General features: G+C 72.2%; 15 protein-coding genes and 1 pseudogene. 2 read left to right on the top strand and 14 right to left on the bottom strand.

Annotated elements, in window-relative coordinates; translation table 11 throughout:
• Positions 1-60: 60 nt before the first annotated feature.
• The 5 genes from AB0H12_RS26405 to fabG form a co-directional block, all read right to left on the bottom strand.
• A complete protein-coding gene (locus AB0H12_RS26405) occupies positions 61-858 on the bottom strand; it encodes an Rv1486c family protein (protein ID WP_499626220.1) in 798 nt (265 codons plus the stop codon).
• A gap of 32 nt (positions 859-890) precedes the next feature.
• Complete coding sequence (locus tag AB0H12_RS26410) at positions 891-1,364, bottom strand: YcxB family protein (RefSeq protein ID WP_499626222.1); 474 nt, start codon at positions 1,362-1,364, stop codon at positions 891-893.
• Complete coding sequence (locus AB0H12_RS26415) at positions 1,361-2,389, bottom strand: ferrochelatase (RefSeq protein WP_499626224.1); 1,029 nt, start codon at positions 2,387-2,389, stop codon at positions 1,361-1,363. Before AB0H12_RS26415 ends, AB0H12_RS26410 begins: the two co-directional genes overlap by 4 nt.
• Positions 2,390-2,468: 79 nt before the next feature.
• Positions 2,469-3,236: an enoyl-ACP reductase FabI gene (fabI, locus tag AB0H12_RS26420; RefSeq protein ID WP_230565710.1), complete on the bottom strand. Its 768-nt coding sequence runs from the start codon at positions 3,234-3,236 to the stop codon at positions 2,469-2,471.
• 43 nt (positions 3,237-3,279) lie between these two features.
• The gene (fabG, locus tag AB0H12_RS26425; RefSeq protein ID WP_308257159.1) at positions 3,280-3,984 is read right to left on the bottom strand and encodes a 3-oxoacyl-ACP reductase FabG; all 705 of its coding nucleotides are present in this window, start codon (positions 3,982-3,984) and stop codon (positions 3,280-3,282) included.
• A 24-nt stretch (positions 3,985-4,008) separates the two neighbouring features.
• On the opposite strand from fabG, the gene AB0H12_RS26430 reads away from it, so the two are divergent.
• A complete protein-coding gene (locus tag AB0H12_RS26430; protein ID WP_499626226.1) occupies positions 4,009-6,717 on the top strand; it encodes an FAD-binding and (Fe-S)-binding domain-containing protein in 2,709 nt (902 codons plus the stop codon).
• Between the two features lie 139 nt (positions 6,718-6,856).
• On the opposite strand, the gene AB0H12_RS26435 is transcribed toward AB0H12_RS26430, so the two are convergent.
• Positions 6,857-7,432, bottom strand: coding sequence for a TetR/AcrR family transcriptional regulator (locus AB0H12_RS26435; protein WP_499626228.1), 576 nt, complete (start codon positions 7,430-7,432; stop codon positions 6,857-6,859).
• A gap of 100 nt (positions 7,433-7,532) precedes the next feature.
• Between AB0H12_RS26435 and AB0H12_RS26440 the strand changes: the two genes are divergently transcribed.
• Complete coding sequence (locus tag AB0H12_RS26440) at positions 7,533-8,420, top strand: NmrA/HSCARG family protein (protein WP_499626230.1); 888 nt, start codon at positions 7,533-7,535, stop codon at positions 8,418-8,420.
• A 25-nt stretch (positions 8,421-8,445) separates the two neighbouring features.
• On the opposite strand, the gene AB0H12_RS26445 is transcribed toward AB0H12_RS26440, so the two are convergent.
• The 8 genes and pseudogenes from AB0H12_RS26445 to AB0H12_RS26480 all read right to left on the bottom strand — a co-directional run.
• Entirely contained in the window at positions 8,446-8,802 is a 357-nt protein-coding gene (locus AB0H12_RS26445; protein WP_499626232.1) for an ester cyclase, read from the bottom strand.
• 47 nt (positions 8,803-8,849) lie between these two features.
• Complete coding sequence (cutA, locus tag AB0H12_RS26450) at positions 8,850-9,179, bottom strand: divalent-cation tolerance protein CutA (RefSeq protein ID WP_499626234.1); 330 nt, start codon at positions 9,177-9,179, stop codon at positions 8,850-8,852.
• Positions 9,180-9,261: 82 nt separating this feature from the next.
• Complete coding sequence (locus tag AB0H12_RS26455) at positions 9,262-10,260, bottom strand: LacI family DNA-binding transcriptional regulator (RefSeq protein ID WP_230565703.1); 999 nt, start codon at positions 10,258-10,260, stop codon at positions 9,262-9,264.
• Between the two features lies 1 nt (position 10,261).
• Positions 10,262-12,907 carry a beta-glucosidase family protein gene (locus AB0H12_RS26460; RefSeq protein WP_499626236.1) on the bottom strand — a complete coding sequence of 882 codons (2,646 nt, stop codon included), beginning with the start codon at positions 12,905-12,907 and terminating at the stop codon, positions 10,262-10,264.
• 225 nt (positions 12,908-13,132) lie between these two features.
• Positions 13,133-16,069: a glycoside hydrolase family 48 protein gene (locus tag AB0H12_RS26465; protein ID WP_499626238.1), complete on the bottom strand. Its 2,937-nt coding sequence runs from the start codon at positions 16,067-16,069 to the stop codon at positions 13,133-13,135.
• A 114-nt stretch (positions 16,070-16,183) separates the two neighbouring features.
• Positions 16,184-19,126, bottom strand: a complete 2,943-nt coding sequence (locus AB0H12_RS26470; protein ID WP_499626240.1) for a glycoside hydrolase family 9 protein — start codon at positions 19,124-19,126, stop codon at positions 16,184-16,186.
• Positions 19,127-19,341: 215 nt separating this feature from the next.
• Complete coding sequence (locus AB0H12_RS26475; RefSeq protein WP_499626373.1) at positions 19,342-19,629, bottom strand: cellulose binding domain-containing protein; 288 nt, start codon at positions 19,627-19,629, stop codon at positions 19,342-19,344.
• Positions 19,630-19,722: 93 nt separating this feature from the next.
• A pseudogene (locus tag AB0H12_RS26480) lies at positions 19,723-21,561 on the bottom strand (glycoside hydrolase family 3 protein); the annotation flags it as partial.
• Positions 21,562-21,598 lie beyond the last annotated feature (37 nt).

Here is a 21,598-nt window from a genome sequence, read left to right on the forward strand (position 1 = left end):
GACAACCGGCCATTTCGAAGGTCACCGAATAGCTGTCGAATATTCGACGGCGGCCACCGCCTAATGGCGGCCGGCACCCTGATCCGAAAGGACCCGGACGGCTTCGTCCACGGCCGCGAGCCGGGCGCGCCGCACGGCTTCCGACAACGGCCGCAGCGCCTCGTCCCGCGCCCTCGTCGCGGTCGCCGACACGGCTCCGCCCGGCGCGTCGGACGCCGCCACGGTCAGGATCGCGGCGACCTCGGAGGCGCGCTGGAGCACGCGCAGGGCACGGGGCGGCATCCCGGCGGGCCACTCCAGCGCCGTGTGCTCCGCGGACAACGCGGCGATCTCGGCGCGCACGTTCGGCCGGTGCCGCGCCACGTCCAACGTCACCAGCGCGGTGGCCGCCTCGCGCATCGCCGACGCCAGGCCGTGCTCGGCCTCGCCGATCGGCACGTGCTCGCCGGTCGGCGCGCCGGGCAGGTCGAACACCGTCCACCGCACGACACCGTCGGCCACCAGCTTCGGCACCAGCCCCACGCCGACCTCGGGCAGCACGGCGGCCTCGCCCGCGCGCAACGCCGACTTGCCGAGCGGGCCGTTGGCGCCGAGCCCGCGCACGTCACCGGGCACGGGGATGACCAGCCGGGCCGTGGTCGCGGACGCGCGGCGCAACGACGCCAGCAGCAGCGCGGGGCCTACCGGGGCCTCGTCGGGGCCGGGCAGGTCGAGCGCCGTCGCGGTGCCGTCGTCGTCGGCCACCACTTCGTGCAGACCGGCCCAGAACCCCAGGGCGTCGAGGACGTCGTCGGCCGCGGCCGCACCATGCAGCCAGGCTGACGTCCAGACGACCAGCGTCGCACTCGCACAAGACACGCCTACCGAGGGTACGCGGGCCGGCCGACAGCTCAGGCCGCCGGGCCGACGTGTTCCACGAGCAGGGAGCGGAACTTCTCGACCGCCTCGGCGTCGGCGAACGCGCGGTGCGGCACGGCGTACACGGCGGTCGTGCCGGTCCGCAGCACGAAACCGCGCCCCGTCTCCACCCAACCGGGCAGCTCGGCCCAGCTCAGCTCGCTGCGCGCGGCCTCGCCGACCGACATCCGCAACGAGTGCGCGTCCGCCGTGCCCGTCACCGCCTTGGCCGCCAGCGGGTGGTTGTGGAAGTTCACCGCGGTGCCCACCGGGACGAGTGCGATGATGATCACAGCGAGCACGAGCCCGAACACGCCCGCCCACGTCATGCCCATCACCAGCACGACGACGCCCAGTGCCCCGAGCACCGCGGCGAACCACGGCGCCCATCGGTACAGCGGCACGGAGGTCCGCAGCGCGTCACGCCAGTCGGCGGGCCGCGGCGACCAGCTGAAGTCCACGCTCACCGGCCCGCACCCGGCCGTTTCACGGGTTCGCAGCACCGCGTGGCGCAGAACGCGCCGTCGACCGTGCAGCCCAGCGCGGGGAAGTCCGAGAGCTTGCGGGCCGGGGCGTCCGCCACGTGCTCGGCGACGAGTTCCGCCACCAGTTCGGCGAACCGGGGGTCGTTGTTGGGCGTGGCCGCGCGGGCGAAGCCCATGCCCAGCTCCTGGGCCCGCTCACGGGCCTCGGTGTCGAGGTCCCAGACCACTTCCAGGTGGTCGCTGACGAACCCGATCGGGCACACCACCACGTTGCGCACACCCTTGTCGTAGAGGGTGTCGAGGTGGTCCACGATGTCCGGTTCCAGCCACGGGACCTGCGGCGGGCCGGACCGGGATTGCCACACCACGTCGTGGTCGGCCGCGCCCACGGCCTCCGCGACGAGCCGGGACGCCTCGGCGACCTGCCGGGAGTAGAGGTGGCCGCCGTCCTCGGGCGGTCCGGCGGCCTTGTCGGCCGACACCGGCACCGAGTGCGCGGTGAACACCAGCCGGTAGTCCTCGTCGGGCAGTTGCGCCGCGGCGGCGCGCACGGCGTCCGCGAACGACGCCACGAACAGCGGGTGGTCGAAGAACTGGCGCAGCTTGACCAGCTCGGGCGCGTCCTCGACCGCCGCACGCGCGCGCAGGACGTCCTCGTCGTACTGCCGGCACGCCGAGTAGCCGCCGTAGGCGCTGGTCGGGAAGACGAGGGCGCGCCGCACGCCCGCGGCCTTCATCTCGGCCAGCGTGTCCTCGACCATCGGGTGCCAGTTGCGGTTGCCGAAGTAGATCGGCAGGTCGACCAGGCCGCGCACGGACTCGATCGCGGCGCGGTTGAGCGCGTTGATCGGCGACACGCCGCCGAAGTGCTGGTAGTGCTGCTCGACCTCGTCCAACCGCTCGGGCGGCACGCCCCGGCCCCGGGTCACGTTCTCGAGGAAGGGGCGGACGTCGTCGGGTCCTTCCGGTCCGCCGAAGGACAGCCAGAGCAGCGCGTCGTAACTCACCCCGACATCCTCGCGCCGCCGCCCGACCGCCGCACAACCGGGTCGGCGTGATCGAACGCACGCCGACCCGTGCCGCGCGCTACAGGCCCAGGAAGTGCACGCCGCCGTCGACGAACACCATCGAGCCGGTGGTGGCCGGGAACCAGTCCGACAGCAGCCCGCACACCGACTTGGCGACCGGCTCCGGGTCGTCCACGTTCCAGCCCAGCGGGGCCTTCTCGCCCCACATGGCCTCCAGCGCCGGGAAGCCGGGGATCGACTTGGCGGCCATCGTGCGCACGGGGCCCGCCGAGACCAGGTTGATCCGGATGCCCTTCGGTCCGAGCTCACGGGCCAGGTAGCGGTTGATCGACTCGAACGCCGCCTTCGTCGGGCCCATCCAGTTGTAGGCGGGCCAGACCTGGCGGGCGTCGAAGTCGAGGCCGACCACCGACGCGCCGCTGCCCATCAACGGCAGGGTGGCGGTCACCAGCGACTTGTACGAGTACGCCGAGACGTGCATGGCCGTGGCCACGTCCTCCCACGGCGCGTCCATGAACGGCGCGCCCAGGCACGACGGCGGGGCGTAGCCGATCGCGTGCACCACGCCGTCCAGGCCGTCCACGTGCTCGCGCAGCCGGTCGGCCAACGTGTCCAGGTGCTCCTGGTTCTGCACGTCGAGCTCGACCACCGGCGCGGCCTGCGGCAGGCGCTTGGCGATCCGCTCCACGAGGCTCATCCGGCCGAAGCCGGTGAGCACGACCTGGGCGCCCTGCTCCTGGGCGACCTTGGCCACGTGGAAGGCGATCGACGCGTCCGTGATCACGCCGGTGATCAGCAGCCGCTTGCCTTCGAGCAGTCCCGTCACTGAAACCCGTCCTCCGAGATGTTGTGCTTGGTAGTGGTGCGGTTCAGTGGCCCATGCCGAGGCCGCCGTCGACCGGCAGCACCGCGCCGGTGATGTAGGCGGCGGCGTCGGAGGCCAGGAAGGTGACGGCGGCGGCGATCTCGTCGGTCGTGCCGTAGCGGCCCGACGGCACCTGGGCGAGGATCTGCTTCTTGCGGTCCTCCGGCAGCGCGTCGGTCATGTCCGTGGTGATGAAGCCGGGCGCGACGACGTTCGCGGTGATGTTGCGCGTGCCGAGCTCGCGGGCGATCGACCGGGCGACGCCCACCAGGCCCGCCTTGCTGGCCGCGTAGTTGACCTGGCCCGCGCCGCCCGTGAGGCCGACCACGGAGGAGATGAACACGATGCGGCCGTAGCGCTTGCGCAGCATGCCCTTGGACGCGCGCTGCGCGACGCGGAACGCGCCGGTCAGGTTGGCGTCGAGGACGCGGGTGAACTGCTCGTCGGTCATCCGCAGCAGCAGGGTGTCGTCGGTGATGCCCGCGTTGGCCACGACCACCTCGACCGGCCCGTGGGCGGCCTCGACCTCGGCGAACGCCGCGTCCACCTCGGTGGAGCTGGTCACGTCGCACTTCACGCCGAGCAGGCCCTCGGGCGCGCCGGAACCGCGGTGCGTCACCGCGACCTTGTCGCCCTGCGCCGCGAACGCCCGCGCGATCGCCAGACCGATGCCCCGGTTGCCTCCGGTGACCAGAACGGACCTCGACACGCTTTCTCCCATCGCTGCTGGTTGATGCGGGGCGAGGCTATCCCCTACCTCCAAGTACGCCACCATCGGCCGGAGGTGGATCACAATCGGGCGGTGACCGGTTTCGTCGAAGAACTCCGGGTCGCGGTGGACGGCGACGTGCTCGCCGACCCCGCCGACCGCGCGCTGTACTCCGTGGACGCGTCCAACTACCGCCACGTGCCCGAGGTCGTGGTGCGGCCCCGGTCGGTGGACGGGGTGGCGGCGGCGATCGGGGTGGCGGTCGAGCACGGCGTGCCGATCACGAACCGGGGCGCCGGCACGTCGATCGCGGGCAACTCGGCGGGCGCGGGCCTGGTGATCGACTTCTCCCGGTACCTCGACCGGGTGATCTCGGTGGACCCGGTCGAGCGGGTCGCGGTGGTGCAACCGGGGGTGGTGCTGGACCGGCTCAACGACGCGGCCCGGCCGCACGGGCTGGTGTTCGGGCCCGACCCGTCCACCCACTCGCGCTGCACGCTCGGCGGCATGATCGGCAACGACGCGTGCGGCGCGCACTCCGTGGCCTGGGGCAAGACCAGCGACAACGTGCACGCGCTCGACGTGCTGCTGGCCGACGGCCGCCGGTTCGACACCCGCACTCCCCCGCCGCTCGACCTGCCCGACGTGGACCCGGCGTGGTTCCCCGCGCTGGACCGGCGCGTGTCCGGCTACCGGCTGGACGCGTTGCCGGACCTGACCAGGGCGTTGGTCGGCTCGGAGGGCACGTGCGCGACGGTGCTCGGCGCGACCGTCCGGCTGGTGCAGGCCCCGCCGCGCCGGGTGCTGGCCGTGCTCGGCTTCGACGGCCCGTACGACGCCGCCGACCTGGCCCCGCAGCTGCGCGAGCTGGACGTGCTCACGATCGAGGGCCTCAACGTCGAGCTGGCGCGGGCGGCCGGCGAGTCCCGGCGGCTGCTGCCGCGTGGCGAGAGCTGGCTGTTCGTCGAGACGGCGGAGGACTCGGTCGCGCACCGGGCCGCCGCGCTCGCGCCGCACTCGGTGGTGGTGACCGATCCGGCGCGGCAGCGCGCGCTGTGGCGGGTGAGGGAGGACGGCGCGGGGCTGGCGACGCGGATGGCCGACGGCGGCGAGGCGTGGTCGGGGTGGGAGGACGCGGCCGTGCCGCCCGAGCGGCTGGGCGCCTACCTGCGGGAGTTCGACGCGTTGCTGGCCGGGCACGGCAGGCGTGGCGTCACCTACGGGCACTACGGCGAGGGCTGCCTGCACGTGCGGATCGACTTCGACTTCCGACGCGGGCACCGGTCGTTCCTGGAGGACGCGGCGGACCTGGTGGTGGCGCACGGCGGGTCGTTGTCCGGCGAGCACGGGGACGGGCAGGCCCGTTCGGAGCTGTTGCCCCGGATGTACCCGCCGGCCGCGATCGAGGCGTTCGGGCGGTTCAAGGCGGCGTTCGACCCGGACAACCGGATGAACCCGGGCCGGATCGTCGCGCCCGCGAAGCTGGACGAGGACCTGCGCGTGCTGGTCGCGCCCCCGGTGATCCCGACCAGGGCGAAGCTCGCGCTGCACGCCGACGGCGGTGACCTGGCGGCGGCGACGCGGCGGTGCGTCGGCGTGGGCAAGTGCCTGAACACGGCCGGCGGGGTGATGTGCCCGAGCTACCGGGTGACGAAGGAGGAGAAGCACTCCACGCGCGGGCGGGCGCGGCTGCTGTTCGAGATGCTCGGCGGGCAGGTGGTGCGCGGCGGGTGGCGGTCCGAGGAGGTCCGGGACGCGCTGGACCTGTGCCTGGGCTGCAAGGGGTGCAAGCGGGACTGCCCGGTGGACGTGGACATGGCCACCTACAAGGCGGAGTTCCTGCACCACCACTACCGGGGACGGGTGCGGCCTGCGGCGCACTACTCGATGGGCTGGTTGCCGCTGTGGCTGCGGTTGCGGCTGGTGAACGGGCTCACCGCGCGGCTCGGGCGGTTCGGCGGCGTGGCGCCGGAACGGCCGCTGCCGACGCCCGCGCGGTCGTTCCAGTCGCGGTTCTCCGGTGGTGGCGGCGGTGATCGGGTGCTGCTGTTCCCGGACACGTTCACCAACCACTTCGAGCCGGGGATCGGGCTCGACGCGGCGGCCGTGCTCGGTCACGTGGGTCAGGCGGTCGAGGTGCCGCGCGGTGCGGTGTGCTGCGGGTTGACGTGGTTCTCCACCGGTCAGCTGGGCGTGGCGCGGCGGGTGGTGCGGCGGACGGCCCGCGTGCTGCGGCCGTGGACGCGCGACGGCGTGCCGGTGGTGGGGCTGGAGCCGAGCTGCACGGCGTTCCTGCGGTCCGACGCGCTGGAGGTGGCGGGCGACGACCCGGACGTGGTGCGGCTGGCGGAGTCGGTGCGCACGTTCGCCGAGCACGTGTCGCCGCTGCTGGAACCGGTGGCGGGCGAGACGCGGGCGGTCGTGCAGCCGCACTGCCACCAGTACGCGGAGCTGGGGCTGGACGCGGACCGGGAGCTGCTGGTCAAGACCGGGGTGAGCGCGTCGGTGCTGGAGGGGTGCTGCGGGCTGGCGGGCAACTTCGGCTTCGAGCGCGGGCACTACGACGTGTCGATGGCGGTGGGTGAGCAGACCCTGTTCCCGGCCGTGCGGGCCGCCGACGCGGGCACCGCGGTGGTGGCGGACGGCTTCAGCTGCCGCACGCAGGTCCGGCACGGCTCGGACGCCGATCCCGTGCACACGGCCACCCTGCTCAGGCGGCGCCTGGGCCTCTGACCACCGAGAGTCCTACCCCCACACCGCGAGAGTCCGGCGTTCACACCGCGAGAGTCCGGCGTTCACGCCGCGAGAGTCCTACGTTCACGACCACTGAGTTCAACGCTCACGACGCGGCGGCTCGAGCCGAGCGTTGAACTCAGGGGTGCTGGACGTAGGACTCTCGCGTGCTGGGGGTAGGACTCTCGGGGTGGATGCCGGTCAGGGCCAGGGTGAGCAGGCGGTCGGCTTCGACGGGCTCGCCCTCCGCGGCCAGCGCGACGGCGTTGGCCAGCTTCAGCAGGTCCACGACGGCCACGTCGGCGCGCACGTCGCCCGCCCGGCGGGCCGCCGCCAGCAGCCCGTCGCCGGCCGCGGTGATCATCGCGTGGCACGTGCGGCCGAGGGACGGGTCCGCGCCGCGCAGCAGTGACGCGGCCAGACCCCGGTTCGCCGCCGCGTGCCGACCGACCGCACGCAGCCAGGCCACCAGGGCGGGCCCGGGCGCCAGGTCGGCGGCCAGGGCGCGGGCCTGGTCGCACAACGCCTCGACCCGGTCGGTGAACACCGCTTCCAGCAGCGCCTGACGGGTCGGGAAGTGCCGGTGCAGGGTGGCCGACCCGACCTCGGCCCGGCGGGCGATCTCCTCCAGCGACGCGTCCGCGCCCTGCTCGGCGATCGCGACACCGGCGACCTCGACGATCCGCTCCCGGTTGCGGCGCGCGTCGGCACGCATCGGACGGCTCCTCCCGAAAGGCACTGGACTAACTGGGGTGGTCCTCCATATCGTACCGGGCAGCAAATGGGGGCCCACCCCGGTTATGGCGAGGAGAGCTGTGGACAGGACGATCGCAGTGGTCGGCGCGACCGGCACGCAAGGTCGCGCGGTGACGGCCCGGCTGCTGGCGGCTGGTTGGCGCGTCCGCGCGCTGACCCGCGACCCGGCGAGGGCCGCGTCGCGGGCGCCGCTGGTGTGCGCCGACATGGAGGACGTGGACTCGCTGGTCGCCGCGATGGACGGCGCGCACGGCGTGTTCAGCGTGCAGCCGACGGTCGGCTCACCCGGCACACCGCCGGGGTTCGGCGCCGACGACGAGGTCCGCTGGGGCGTCAACGTCGCCGAAGCCGCCCGGGCAGCCGGTGTGGGGCACTTCGTGTTCAGCTCGGTCGCCGGCGCGGGCCGCCACGCCACCGAGGTGCTGCCGGTCAACGTCGTCAGCAAGCACCGGATCGAACGGCACGTCGCCGACCTCGGCCTGCCCGCCACGGTCCTGCGCCCGGTGTCGTTCATGGAGAACTTCACCGGCGGCTACGCCCTGCGCGGCGGCACGGTGTCCACCGGCCTCGCCCCGCACGTGCCGCAGCAGCTCATCGCGGTGGACGACGTCGCCGCGTTCGTCGCGACGGCCTTCGCCGAGCCGCACGAGTGGATCGGCCGCACGGAGGACCTGGCCGGGGACGAGGTCACGCCGGTCGAGATCGCCGCGGCGATCTCGGCGGCCACCGACCGCGAGCTGCCGTACGAGCAGGTCCCGATCGACGTGATCAGGCAGATCGGCGAGGACTTCACGCACGCCAACGAGTGGCTCAACGAGCGCGGCTACCGGGCCGACGTCGCGGCCACCCGCCGGCTGCGCCCCGACCTGCTCGACCTGCGCGCCTGGCTGGCCGCCACCGGAGCCGCGCTGATCACGGCGTTCCTGGACGGCCGGCCGCCGCGGTGAGCAACGCCAGGCGCCGGCGGGGTCGTCAGGTCTGCGCCCAGGTCGCGACCCAGTACTCGACGAACAGGCCGTCCCGGATCCGCAGGATGTCGTTGCCGAAGAAGCTCGCCGGCCCCTCCGCCGTCCGGCCGCGACCGGTCCAGCGCGCCGCGACGAGGTCGCCTTCGACGACGGGGCCGACGTCGAGGGTGAAGGACAGGTCGGCGAACATCTCGTGGGTCTCGCCGACGACGGCGGCGAGCTCGGCCGGTCCGGTCACGTCGCGGTGCGGCCAGTGCCCGACGAAGTCCGCGGCGACCAGCCGTTCGGCGGCGTCGGGGCCGCCGTTCCACAGCTCGTCGAGCCACCGCCGGTACAGGTCGTGCGCCGAGGTCGGGACCATGGGTGAGGGGTGACCAGGGGCCGACCCGCCAAACCGGGTGGACGCCCTCACGTGGACGGCCGGGTCTCCTCGGTGAGCCACGCCAGGTAGTCGGGGTTGCCGCCGAGCACCGGCAGGGCCAGCACCTCGGGCACGTCGTAGGTGTGCCGCGCCGTCACGAACTCGGTCAGCTCGTCCACCCGGTCGTAGGCGGTCTTGATCCAGAGCTGCCACTCCCGGTCGTCGTTGACCGCGCCGTCCCACCGGTAGACGCTGCGGATCGGGCCGCTGATCTGCACGCACGCCGCCAGCCGCGCCCCCACGATCGCCTTCGCCAACGTGCCGGCCGCGTCCTCGCTGTCGGTGGTGGTGATGACCACGACGTGGTTGTCGCTCATCCACCGGAGGGTAGCGGCGGCGGCGGGTCGGCGACGCCGGACGTCCCGTCCGTCACCGGGTCGGTCACGGACGGGCGTCGGGTCAGCGGGTCGTGCTGGCCCGTTCGGTCAGCCGTGGCGGCAGCAACGTCAGCGGCGGGGTCGGCGTCCGGTCCAGCTTGGCCATCAGCAGCGCCACCGCGTGGTGGCCCAACTGCTCGGCGGGCACGGCCACCGAGGTCAGCGGCGGCATCAGCCGTTCGGCCTGGTCGTCCGGGCAGATCGCGATCACGGCGATGTCGTCGGGCACCTTGCGGCCCAGCGACCGGAGCACCTCGACCACCGACGGCAGCGCGGCCTCGTTGTGCACCACGAGGCCCGTCACCGCGGGATGGCGTTCCAGCAGGCCGGTGATGGCGGCCCGCACCGACCCGTGGTCGGGCTCCGTGGGCAGCGTGGTCGAGGAGACGCCGCGACGCATCGCCGCCGCGCTGAACCCGGCCATGGTCCGGTGCGCGAAACCGGTGTCGCGCTGGTAGACCGCGCGCGGCGCGCCGACCAGCGCCACGTAGGTGTGCCCGAGGTCGGCCAGGTGGTCCACGCACCGCGAACCCGCCTCGGCGAAGTCCAGGTCCACGCACGTCAACCCGGCCGCGTCGGCGGGGAAGCCGATCAGCACCGACGGCCGGTCCAGGTCCCGCAGCACGGGCACGCGCTCGTCGTGCATCTCCACGTCCATCACGAGCAGCCCGTCGACCTGGGCGCTGCCCGCCACCCGGCGCAGCCCCGCCGCGCCCTGGTCGGCGGTCACCAGCAGCACGTCGTGGTCGTGGCGGCGGGCCGCGTTGGCGACCGCGACGACGAACTGCATCAGCACCGGCATGTGCATGCCCTCGCGCATCGGCAGCACGAGCGCGAGCACGTTGGCGCGGTTGCTGGCCAGCGACCTGGCGCCCGCGTGCGGGTGGTAGCCCAGCTCGCGCACGCTCGCCTCGACCCGCGCCTTCGTGGCCGTGGAGATCGAGCGGCGGCCGGTGAGCACGTACGACACGGTGCTGGGCGCGACTCCGGCGTGCCGCGCGACATCGGCGATGGTGACCACGTCAGCGCACCTCCCGCACGCGCACGCCGGGCGTGTCGGCCGTGAGCACCAGCGACGTGCCGTCGATCGATATCCGGGTGCCCGGTGGCGCGGACCGCGCCCCCGGTGTCACGTCCTGGAAGGAGATCCACGCGCCCTCACAGGTGAACACGACCTCGTCGTCCACCAGTCGCACGCCGTCGCAGTCGTCGAAGTCCAAGGCGGGCAACGCGCCCGTGCGACGCGCGCGCGTCTCCCCCGGCACGTCGACCACCAGCCGGGCACGGACGTCCCGCGAGGACGCCCCGGCCAGCAGCTCGTACCGACCGGCCTCGACCACCCGGCGGCGCGTGACGACGTCCCAGTGCCACAGCTGGTCGGACCGCAGCTCGACCGCCGCCGTCTCGCCCGGCGCGAGGTGGACCCGCTGGAACGACTGGAGCCTGCGCACCGGCAGGCGCACCCGCGAGTCGAGCGCCGCGGCGTACAGCTGCACGACTTCCGCGCCCGCGACGTCGCCGGTGTTCGTGACCGAGACCGTGGCGACGCCGTCGGCCCACGTGAGGTCGGAGTACTCGAACGTGGTGTAGGACAGCCCGTGGCCGAACGGGAACAGCGGCTCGCCGGTGAAGTACAGGTACGTGCCGCCGGCCCGGATGATGTCGTAGTCGAAGATGTCCGGCAGGTCGTCGTCGGACCGGTACCAGGTCTGGGTGAGCTTGCCCGACGGGGAGAACGCGCCGAACAACGCCTCCGCGACCGCCCGGCCCTGCTCCTGCCCGCCGTGCGCGGTCCACACGATGGCAGGCAGGTGCTCCTCCTCGCCGTCGAGCGCGTACGGGTAGCTGCTCACCAGCACCAGCACCGTGTTCGGGTTGGCCTCCCGCACCGCGCGCACCAGGTCGAGCGACGGCAGCCGCAACGTGGTCCGGTCCTCGGTCTCACGGCCGTTGATGTGCGGGTCGTTGCCCAGCACCAGGACGACGGTGTCGGCCCGGGCGGCGACCTCCGCGGCGGCGGCGACCCCGTCCACCACGCGTTCGACCTCGAAGGGGGTGGTGTCCAGCCGAACGCTGCCGCCGTGCGCCGTCGCCGGGTTGTCGTCTCCGCCGACCACGTTGCGCAGCACCACACCCCTGGCGGTGTGCCTGGGCTCGAACAGCTCGCGCACGTCCCAGCCGCCGGGCATGGCGGCGGTGGCGACCAGCGAGCCGTCCTCGGCCACGCCCAGGTAGCGGCGGGAACCCACGTCCCGCAACGTCCACACGCCGCCGCCCCAGTCGAAGCGGTCGAACAGCGCCCGCTCGCCCAGGCCCACGACGCCGCCGCGCACCCCGAGGTAGCGGCCGTCCGCCGCGCGCAGCGCGATCCGGTCGACCCCCTCGGCGCAGGCGACGGAGGAGGCGAACTCCTCCAGTCCCCTTCGGACGGTCACCTGGTACGGCAGGGTGCCGCTGTACCAGTCCTCGAACACCGTGTCGGCGTGCGTGCCGATGACGGCGAGCTTCGCGCCGCGCGCCAACGGCAGCGCGGACTCGTTGCGCAGCAGCACGACCGCCTGCCGTGCGGCCTCCAGCGCCAACTCGCCGTGCGTGCCGATCACGTCCGAGGTGATCGCCCGGTAGGGGTTGACCGCCGCCGGGTCGTCCGGGTCCGGGTCTGCGGGCACGGGGTCGAACTCGCCGAGCCGGAACCGCAGCGCGAGCACCCGGCCGACGGCCCGCTCCACCACCGCCCGGTCCAGCAGGCCGTCCTTGATCGCCGTGGTGACGCTCTCGATCGTCAACGTCGGGTCGTCGTCCTGGTCGGTGAAGCTGTCCAGGCCCGCGTTCAGCAACGCCGCGTGCCCCTCCGACTGCGTCGGCAGGTACGCCTGCAAACCGGCCACGTTCGACGGCGCGTAGGCGTCGCTGACGACCGCGAGGTCGTCCGGCGCCCACGTCCGCAACTGCTGCTCGATCAACGGGGTGAGGTGCGCGGGACGGCCGTTGACCAGGTTGTACGACGGCATCACCGCCACCGCCGCGCCCGCTTCGACCGGTCCCCGGAAGCACGGCAGCTCGTACTCGTGCAGCACCCGCGGCCGCAGGTCGGACGACGTGACGCAGCGGTCGTCCTCGTTGTTGTAGCCCAGGAAGTGCTTCAAGGTGGGCGCCGTCCGCAAGTAGCGCGGGTGGTCGCCGCGCAGACCGCTCGCGTACGCCGTGCCCATCAGGGCGGTCAGCGTCGGGTCCTCGGAGTAGCCCTCCTCGTTGCGGCCCCACCGCGGGTCGCGCAACGGGTTCACCACCGGCGCCCACACGTTCAGCCCGTGCCTGACCGGGTCGCGGTGGTGGAAGCCCCGCACCTCCACGCCGGTCGCCTCGCCGACCCGCCGCACCAGGTCGGTGTCCCACGACGATGCCAACCCGACGGCCTGCGGGAACACCGTGGCCGCGCCCACCCGCGCGACGCCGTGCAGCGCCTCCATGCCGGTGTGGAAGCCGGCCAGGCCCAGCCGCGGGACGGCGGGCTGGTGCTGGTGCAGCAGCGCCACCTTCTCCTCGTCGGTCAGCCGGCCGAGCAGGTCGGTCACCCTGTCCTCGACCGGCAGACCCGGATCGCGGAACGGCAACGGGTCCACGTCACACCTCTCGCGCTCGTCGAATAATTCGAAGGTGCAGCTCACTGAATCGAATCGTTTCGATCGCTGCGACAACGCCGCCGACCGGGGTCAGCGGGGCGGGGTGCCAGAAATGTGGCACAGCTCTCTCGCCGGAGTCAACACCGAAGTTTCAAGGTTGTTTCATCCGCGAGGTCCACGGCGGACGCATTCGGCAATTGAGACGATCCGGGACACGCCGAACACCCCCCTCACCACGTCGTGAGGGGGGTGTCGGCGACCTTCCTGGGTCTACCCGAACAGCTCCACGTGCAGCTGGAACGCCGTGGCGATCTCAGCTTGCGCCCAGAACCGGTGGTAGGTGAAGGTCGGCGCGGGGCCGCCGTCCAGGTACGCCTGGACCTTCGGCCAGTCCTTGTCCTGCTTGAACATCGAGCGGATGTCCACGAAGGACACACCGGGCTTGATCTGGTCGCCGTTGGGCATGTCGCCCGACCAGCCCGTCGGAACGTAAGGACCCTCACGCGTCGACGTGTTGTAGACGTCGTCGAAGCGGTTGTAGTCCTTGCGCTGCTCCGGCACCGCGATGCCCTTGTCGTCCTTGTGCGACAGCATCGCCGTCAAGAGGCCCTCACCGACGGTCTTCGCCTGGGCGTTGCCCGACTTGGCCGCGTAGTTGAGGAGCGTCTTGGCGTAGGACGCGGCGATGCCGACGTCCTGGCTGTGGTTGTCCACGGTGACGCGCAGGCCGGCGTTGGCGCCGGGGTTGGTGGCGTTCCAGTTGTCCGGAGCGCCCGTCCAGGTCAGGTCGTTCGGGATCTGGAACTGACCGCCGGTGCCGACGGTGGTGTTCGCGATGGCCCAGGGGACCCACTTGTCGAGGATCTTCTTGGCCGCCGCGTTGCCCGTCTTCTCGTACAGGGCGGCGGTCCGCTCCATCTGCCACGCCTGGAAGCCGAACCAGCGGTTCGACGGCGGGTCGCGCCACACCGGGTGGGCGTCGTAGAACATGCCGTAGAAGGTCGGCGTGCCCGAAGGCGGCGCGCTGTAGGAGCCCTCCCAGCTGTTCGTGACACCACCGGCGATGGCGCCGTCGGCCGACTGGAGCCACTGCAGCAGCTCCAGCTGGCGGGTCATCGACGTGGCCCAGTCCTGCTGGCCGGTCGCCGACTTCGGCTTCAGCGCGGGCACGTTCGCCAACGCGTAGGCCGCGAGCGGGTTCTGGTAACCCTGGTGCGACGCGCCGTCACCGATGCGCCACGCCCAACCGGCGGACGTGTCGGTCGCGCCACCCCACGCGTAGTACCAGGACATCAGGTAGTGCGCGCTGTCCTTGCCGGTACCGGCCGCGCAGCTGGGGCTGGTGCAGTTGCCGATCTTCTTGAAGTACTTGTCGAACATGGCGTAGCGGAGGTAGTCGCCCATCTTGGCGGCCTTCTCCAGCTCGGGCGCGACCTCGCTGGCCTTGCCCTGCTCGGTCGCCCACTCCTGCGCCAGCATGGCCACCTGCACCGCACGCGCGTCGGCGTCCGGGGCGTTGGTGTACTTCCACTGCTTGGCGTAGCTGGCGTCCTTGGTGAACAGGTCGAGGAAGCCGTTGGGGCCACCGTGCGCGAAGGTGTCGCAGGACGGCTGCGGGATGGTCTCCCACACCGACTCCGACGAACCGCGCTGGTAGGTGTTGATGTACGCGGGCGCCGCGTCCGACTCGTCGCCGCACCGGCCGAAGCCGTAGGTGTTGTCGACGTCGAGCAGCCAGTGCATGCCGTAGATGTCGCTGTTGCCGTAGGCCGACCTCAGCTCGGCCGCGATCGGGTCGCGACCCACCGACACGCCGGAGTCGAGCACCGACGGGTACTGGTCCATCCGCGGGTGCTCCGGCGCGTACGTCGCCGGCTTGGAGGCGTCGTACTTGTCGTTGGTGGGCTGGTCCGCCTTGGCCGGGATGATGTACTTCTCCATCGAGGCCCAGGCCTTCTTGAACGGCGCCCAGTCACCCATGATCTTGCCGTAGCTGGCTTCCAGCCACAGGTAGTAGCTGAACGCCTCGGACGTGGTCTGGTGACCGTGGTCCGGCGCCTCGACCATCAGCGTCTCGATCGAGTGGTACGGCACCTTCAGGCCATCGGAGAAGGTGCGGAAGTAGCCGCTCGCCGGGTCGTTGATCTTGGCGTAGAGGTCCAGGAACTCCTGCTCGAACGGCGAGGTGTCGGCGCTGGTCTCCCGCACCTCGACCGTGGCCGCCGCGGCGCCGGTGGCGCTCGCGGTGAACGTCGCCGTGCCCAGGGTGCCGCCGTTGGCCGCCGAGGTGACCGTGACGTTCTGCTTGGTCGACCAGTTGGTCGGGGTGAACGTCAGCGACGCCGGGCCCGCCGTGAGGTCGGTGCTGCCGCCCGAACGCGCCACGGTGACCGTCACGTTCGCGGTCGGCGCGGTGGCCAACGAGACGCCGAAGGTGCCGGTGCCGCCCTGCCGCACGGTCAGCGACGGCGGGCTGGCCTGGATCGCCTGGCCCGCGATGACGCGGATGCTCGAGATGCTGGAGTTGCCGATCCCGCCCTTGTCATCGGTGGCGCGGGCCACGATCGCGTGCTCGCCCACGGTCGCTCCGGTCCACGAACCCGTGTACGGGGAGCTCGTGTCGGTCGCGACGACCACGCCGTCGGCCAGGAACTCGACCTTGGAGACGGTGCCGTCGGTGTCACTCGCGGTGGCCGCCAGCGGGACCGCCTGGCCGGACTGGAACGTCTGCGCGGGCGTCGGCGACGTCAGCGACACCGTCGGGTCGACGTTGACGTTCGGCCCGGTGCACCGCGTGCCGTTGAGGGCGAAGTCCGTGGGCGGCCGGTTCTGGCCGGTCCACGAGCCGTTGAAGCCCGGCGTGACGGTGGCGCCCGTGCCGAGGTTCGGCGCCCAACCCGGCGCCGCCACGGTGACCGCGGCGCCGCTCTGCGAGAACGTGCCGTTCCAGCCCTGCTGCACGCGCTGGCCGTCCGGGAAGGTCCACGTGAGGCGCCAGTTGTTGACCGCGTCACCCTCGTTGCGGATGGACACGCTGGCGCCGAAGCCACCCTGCCACTGGTTCGTGACCTGGTAGTTGACCGTGCAAGCCACGGCCGCGTTCGCCACCGGCGCGACGAACGGCATAACACCCGCGGCAGTTGCCGCCGCGGCCATCAGCGCGAGCGGACCGGTGCGCAACCGTCCCGCTCTGGTGCGGTACCTCATGCGTCCTCCTCCTGCACGGATCAGCCATTGACCCGCGAGCTTGAAAGGGCGGGGCGGAGTGGAGTCGGCACGGGACGCCTGGGCGCGCAGAACGCCCCGTGCCGAGTCTGGGTGCTAGGGCTCCGTGCCCCAGGCGAGGGTTCCGCCGGTGTAGGCGGTCACCCGGTCGAAGTCGGTGAGGGTCGCGCTGACCCGGTAGCTGTGGTCGTCGGCCTGGTTGAAGGTGGACCAGTCGGACTTGGCCACCCGCAACTGGATGTCGCCGGTGCTCGCGCCCGCGGCGAGCGTGCCCGCGGTGAAGGACACCTGGAGGTAGGAGTCCGCGCCCGGCCGCGCGTTGGGCAGCTTCACGACGGTGGCGCGCACGTTGGCGCAACCGACCACCGCCCAGTCGCAGAACACCTGGTAGTTCGCGTTGGCGGTGTCGCCGGTGAACCAGTACCGGAGGGTCACGGTGGACCGGTCGACCGCCGTCGTGCCGCGGTTGACCACGGCGAGCGTCGCGCCGATCTGGTTGGCGCTCGCCGAGCCGTTGCCGCGCTGCTGCACGGCGACCGGGCCGGTCGCGCCGCCCGGCGCGGTCCGGAACGTCACCGCCGTGCTGGGCGCGGAGACGTTGCCGGAGGTGTCCCTGGCGCGGACCGTGAACGTGTAGGAGGTGTCCGGGGTGAGGCCGGTGAGCCGGTGGCTGACCCCGGTGGTGGTGGCCACGACCGTCCCGTCCGGGCGCACGATGGAGTAGTCCGCCACGGCCTGGTTGTCCGTGGACGCGGTCCAGGTCAACGTGACCGCGGTGGCGGTGATCGCGGAGGCGGCCGGTCCACCCGGGACGGTCGGCGGCTCGGGGTCGTCGACGACGACGGTGGTGAAGGTGACGGCCACGCTCCGCGCGGACAGGTTGCCCGCCGCGTCCTTGGCCCGCACGGAGAACGTGTGCGTGCCCGGGGCCAGGCCGGTGAGCTGGAACGTCGGGGTGGCCGTGGCACCTACGAGCGTGCCGTCCGCCCGGAGCACGTCGTAGCCGGTCACCCCGACGTTGTCGGTGGAGGCCACCCAGCTGAGGGTGGCACTGGTCGCGCCGACGTTCGCGACTCGCAGTCCGATCGGGACGGTGGGCGCCTCGCGGTCCACCACCGCCGGACCCGGTTCCTTGCCCCACTGCACCTGGCCGTCCTGGACCAGCACCAGGCGTTCGGTCAGCGCCACCGTGTTGCCCGTGCCGAGGCCCTCGTACGACCAGTCGTTGGACGGGTCCCACGTGCCCGCGCTGGTGATGCGGAACTGCACCTCGTGCTTGTGCGCGGACTGGCCGCCGGGGTAGACGCCGGGGCACGGCACGTCCACGTAGTACACCGAGCCGCTGTGCTGCTTCGGGCCGCTCGGCGTGCCGCACTGGTTGTAGTTCGTGGTGACGGTGATCTGGTCCGGCGTGGTGGCGCCGTCGAGGGTGAAGTAGTAGCGCAGCGAGCCGTTGAACATCCGGGCGGGCCACGCGGTCTTGTTGAGGACGAACGACTTGATCTCGGTGAAGCCGGGCGCGCTCTGGTTGATCGAGGCCTGCACGGTCAACTCGGGGCCGTCCGTCGCCTCCGCGACCGGGAAGTTCGCCGACGGCGTGCCGCCGTACTCCTTGTAGAGCCGGGCGAGCGCGCCGGTGAACCCGGCGTTGTAGTCCAGCGCGACCTCGTTGGCGACGAAGTCGGTGCGGTCGTCCTTGTAGGAGTCGTTGTTCGTGCCGGGGCCGCCGACCAGCGCGCCGTACAGGACGTGCCTGCTGGTGACGGGTTCCTGCATGGTGTCGGCCCACGCGCCGTGCGCGGTGCGGTGGTGCGGGTTGCGCGGCGGGGTGGTGCCGAAGCCGACGACGTAGCTGGCGTTGCGCGGGTTGTCGCCCAGCGCGTAGTTGATCTGCCGCGCGCCGAAGTCGTGGTAGGTGGTCGCCCTCGCGGCGTCGCGCTCGCGCAGCCAGTCGCTGTAGACCAGCGCGACGAACGCGGTGTTGGCCGCGTACCGCAGCGAGCCCCAGGTGTCGAGGTGCGCCTGGCCGCCCGGCGAGTACCGCACCCGGTTGCCGTTGTAGCCGGTGGTCCAGTAGTCCAGCCACCGGTTCGCGTCGGCGACGTACTCGGCCTCACCGGTCAGCTTGGCCAGCAGCACGTAGGCGCCGTAGGACTTGTCGTCCCACGCGATGGTCCACCGGTAGGAGCGCGTGGTGGTCTGCGGCTCCGTGGACAGCTTCGGGTACTCCGCCTTGGCCTTGGCCAGGTAGCTCGCGTCGCCCGTGGCGCGGTACAGCCAGATCGCGCCCCACACGAGTTCGTCCTGGTAGCCGCTCCAGGAGTTGTAGAACTTCGCGGCGTCGGTGATGCAGTCGCTGTACTTGCCGCGGTAGGTGTCGGCGAAGCTGTAGAGCTGCTTGGCGTGGGTCAGCAGCGTGGCGGCGTACGTGGGATCGGTCGCCTTGAACACCATCGAGGCCGACGCCATCGCCGCGGCGTACTCGCCCGCGAGGTCCGAGCCGGGACAGGACGCGTCGACCTTGTACGACGGGCGCGCCATCTGCATGACCTCGGCCGCGCCCCACCACTTGTGGTCGTCGTCGCCCTTGCCGACCTGCCCGTACACCACGTTGGGCGACGGGTGCGCCTTGATGATCCAGTCCGTGCCCCACTTGAGGTTCGCCATGAGGTGCCGCAGCTGGCCGGAGCTCTCGTAGGCGTCGCGGTTCTCCACCGCGCCCCACGCCAGCATCGACATCGTGGCCGCGAACGGCAGGCCGAACTTGACGTGGTCGCCCGCGTCGTAGAAGCCGCCCGACAGGTCGAGGCCGACGTCGCTGCCGTCGCGCAACGCCGAGTCGCCGCGCCAGTTCACCCGGTTGTCCGCGGGCAGGTCGCCGGACCGCTGGGCGTCGTAGAACCAGATCGACTTCTGCAGGGCCTCGCCGTAGTTGAACGCGGGCGCGGCCGTCGCGGACGGCTGGAACGGGGTCAGCGTCAAGGCGCTGACCAGCACGGCTAGCGTGCCGGCCAGCGCACCGGACATGCGTCGTCGCATGCGGTGCCTCCGAGGGGCAGGGCGGTGGAGGGTTCTGGGAGCGCTCCCAGTCCGGGACTGTAACGGCAACGAAACACCGTGAAAAGAGGGTTCAGCCACAAAGCCTTGACAAATTCGGCTTGCGGTCTCCCGACCCATGAGCCGAACGGGTGCCGGCGCTGGACCGAATGACCCAGCGTGGGGGAGCGCTCCCAGAACGTGACCACGGCTCGGCGCTACCTCGCCCGGCAGGTCAGCTCGGGCGTGACCGCCGAGCCGCTCGCGGTGTACCCGAAGGACCCCGAAGCCCCGGGTGCGAGCGTGCCGTTCCAGCCGACGTCGTCCACGGACACCGAGGTGCCGGACTGGGTCAGCCTGCCGTTCCACAGCGAGTTGATCGTCTGGCCGCCGGGCCTCGTCCAGGTGACCGTCCAGCCGTTCAGCCGCGCGGCGCCGGGGTTGGCGACGGTGACCTCGGCCTGGAATCCGCCTTGCCAGGAGCCGACGAGGTGGGCCGTGGCCACGCAACCGCCGGGCGGGGGTGTGGAGGTCGTGGTCGTGGTGGTGGTCGTCGTCGACGTGGTGGTGCTGGTCGGCGTGGTGCTGGTGGTGATCGGGCGGTAGCTCAAGCCGTGCCCGAGCGGGTAGAGGGCGGCCTTGCCGTCACCGGCGTTGATCGGCTGCTGCGAGCCGCTGCTCATCCAGGTCACGGGCAGCGTGCCGGTGGGGTTGTAGTCGCCGAACAGCACGTCGGCCACGCCGCGGCCCTCGGTGCCGGGCAGCCAGGAGGCGAGCAGCGCGTCCCAGTCGCCGACCTGGTTCGCGATGTCCATCGGGCGTCCGGACACCAGCACGACGACCACCGGGATGCCCGCCGAGCGGAGCCGGTTGATCGTCTCCAGGTCCTCGCGGTCGAGCCCGAGGCCGTTCGGCCGGTCGCCCTGGCCCTCGGCGTACGGGGTCTCCCCCACCACCGCGATCGCCGCGGTGTACGAGCCGTCCACCCCGGCGCCGTACCGGTCGTGGGTGATCGACGCGCCGGAGCCGACCAGGTCGCGGATGCCCTGGAGGATCGTGGTGCCGGGCGTGGTGTTGCCGCTGCCGCCCTGCCACGAGATCGTCCAGCCGCCGCTCTGGTGGCCGATGTTCTCGGCCGACTTGCCCGCCACGAAGTACCGGCCGGACTTGGCCAGCGGCAGCACGCCGTCGTTGCGCAGCAGCACCTGCGACTGCCGCACGGCCTGGCGGGCCAGGTCGCGGTGCGCGGCCGAGCCGACCGTCGAGGTCAGCGAGCGGTCGGTGAGCGGGCGCTCGAACAGGCCGAGCTCGAACTTCTTGGTCAGGATGCGGCGGTTGGCGTCGTCGATGCGGGCCGTGCTCACGCGGCCGGCCTGCACCTCGGCCTTGAGCAGGCTGATGAACCGCCGGTAGTCGGTCGGCACCATGACCATGTCGATGCCCGCGTTGACCGCCGCGGCGACCTCGGCGCCGGTGAAGCCCGTCGCGCCGTCGATCTGGTCGATGCCCGCCCAGTCCGAGACCACGAAGCCGGTGAAGCCGAGTTCGACCTTGAGCAGGTCGGTGATCAGGTAGCGGTGGCCGTGCGCCTTGACGCCGTTCCAGCTGCTGTAGGAGATCATCACCGAGCCGACGCCGCGGTCGACGGCGGCCTTGAACGGCGGCAGGTGCACCGTGCGCAGCTCCTGCTCGGTGATCCGCGCGTCGCCCTGGTCGTCGCCCGCGGCCGTGCCGCCGTCGGCGATGAAGTGCTTGGCCGTGGCGAGCACGGAGCTGGACGTGCCGCCGAGGGTCGCGCCCTGGAGGCCGTCGATGTAGGTGGTCATCGCGGTGGGGATCTCCGGCACCTCGCCGAACGACTCGTAGGTGCGACCCCACCGGTCGTCGCGCGCCACGCACAGGCAGGGCGCGAAGTTCCAGTCGACGCCGGTGCCCGCGACCTCCTTCGCGGTGACCTCGCCGATGCGCTTGACCAGCTCGGGGTCGCGCGTGGCGCCCAGGCCGATGTTGTGCGGGAAGATCGTCGCGCCGCGCACGTTGTTGTGCCCGTGCACCGCGTCCACGCCGTAGATCAGCGGGATGCCCAGCGGCGTGGACATGGCCGTGCGCTGGAAGTTGTCGTACATGTCGGCCCACGACTGGGCCGTGTTCGGCGTCGGCACCGAGCCGCCGCCGGACAGCAGCGAGCCGATCCGGTAGGTGGCCAGGTCCGCGGTGGAGTCGAGCGCGCCGCGGTCGACCTGGGTCATCTGGCCGACCTTGTCGTCCAGCGACATGCGGGCGAGCAGCTGCTCGACCCGCGGGTCGGCCTGGGCCGCCACCTGGGCGGTGGCGATCGGCCTCAGGTGCGGCACCAGCACGGTGGCGGCGAGGGCGACGGTCGCCAGGAGGGCCGTCGTCGCGGCCACCGCGACAGGTCGGGAGGGAGTGCGCGTCATTGCGTTGCCTCCGGGGCGGAGAACAGGGTCCGGGAGA

The sequence above is a fragment of the Actinosynnema sp. NPDC023794 genome, from assembly GCF_040639675.1.
Lineage (GTDB): Bacteria > Actinomycetota > Actinomycetes > Mycobacteriales > Pseudonocardiaceae > Actinosynnema > Actinosynnema luteola.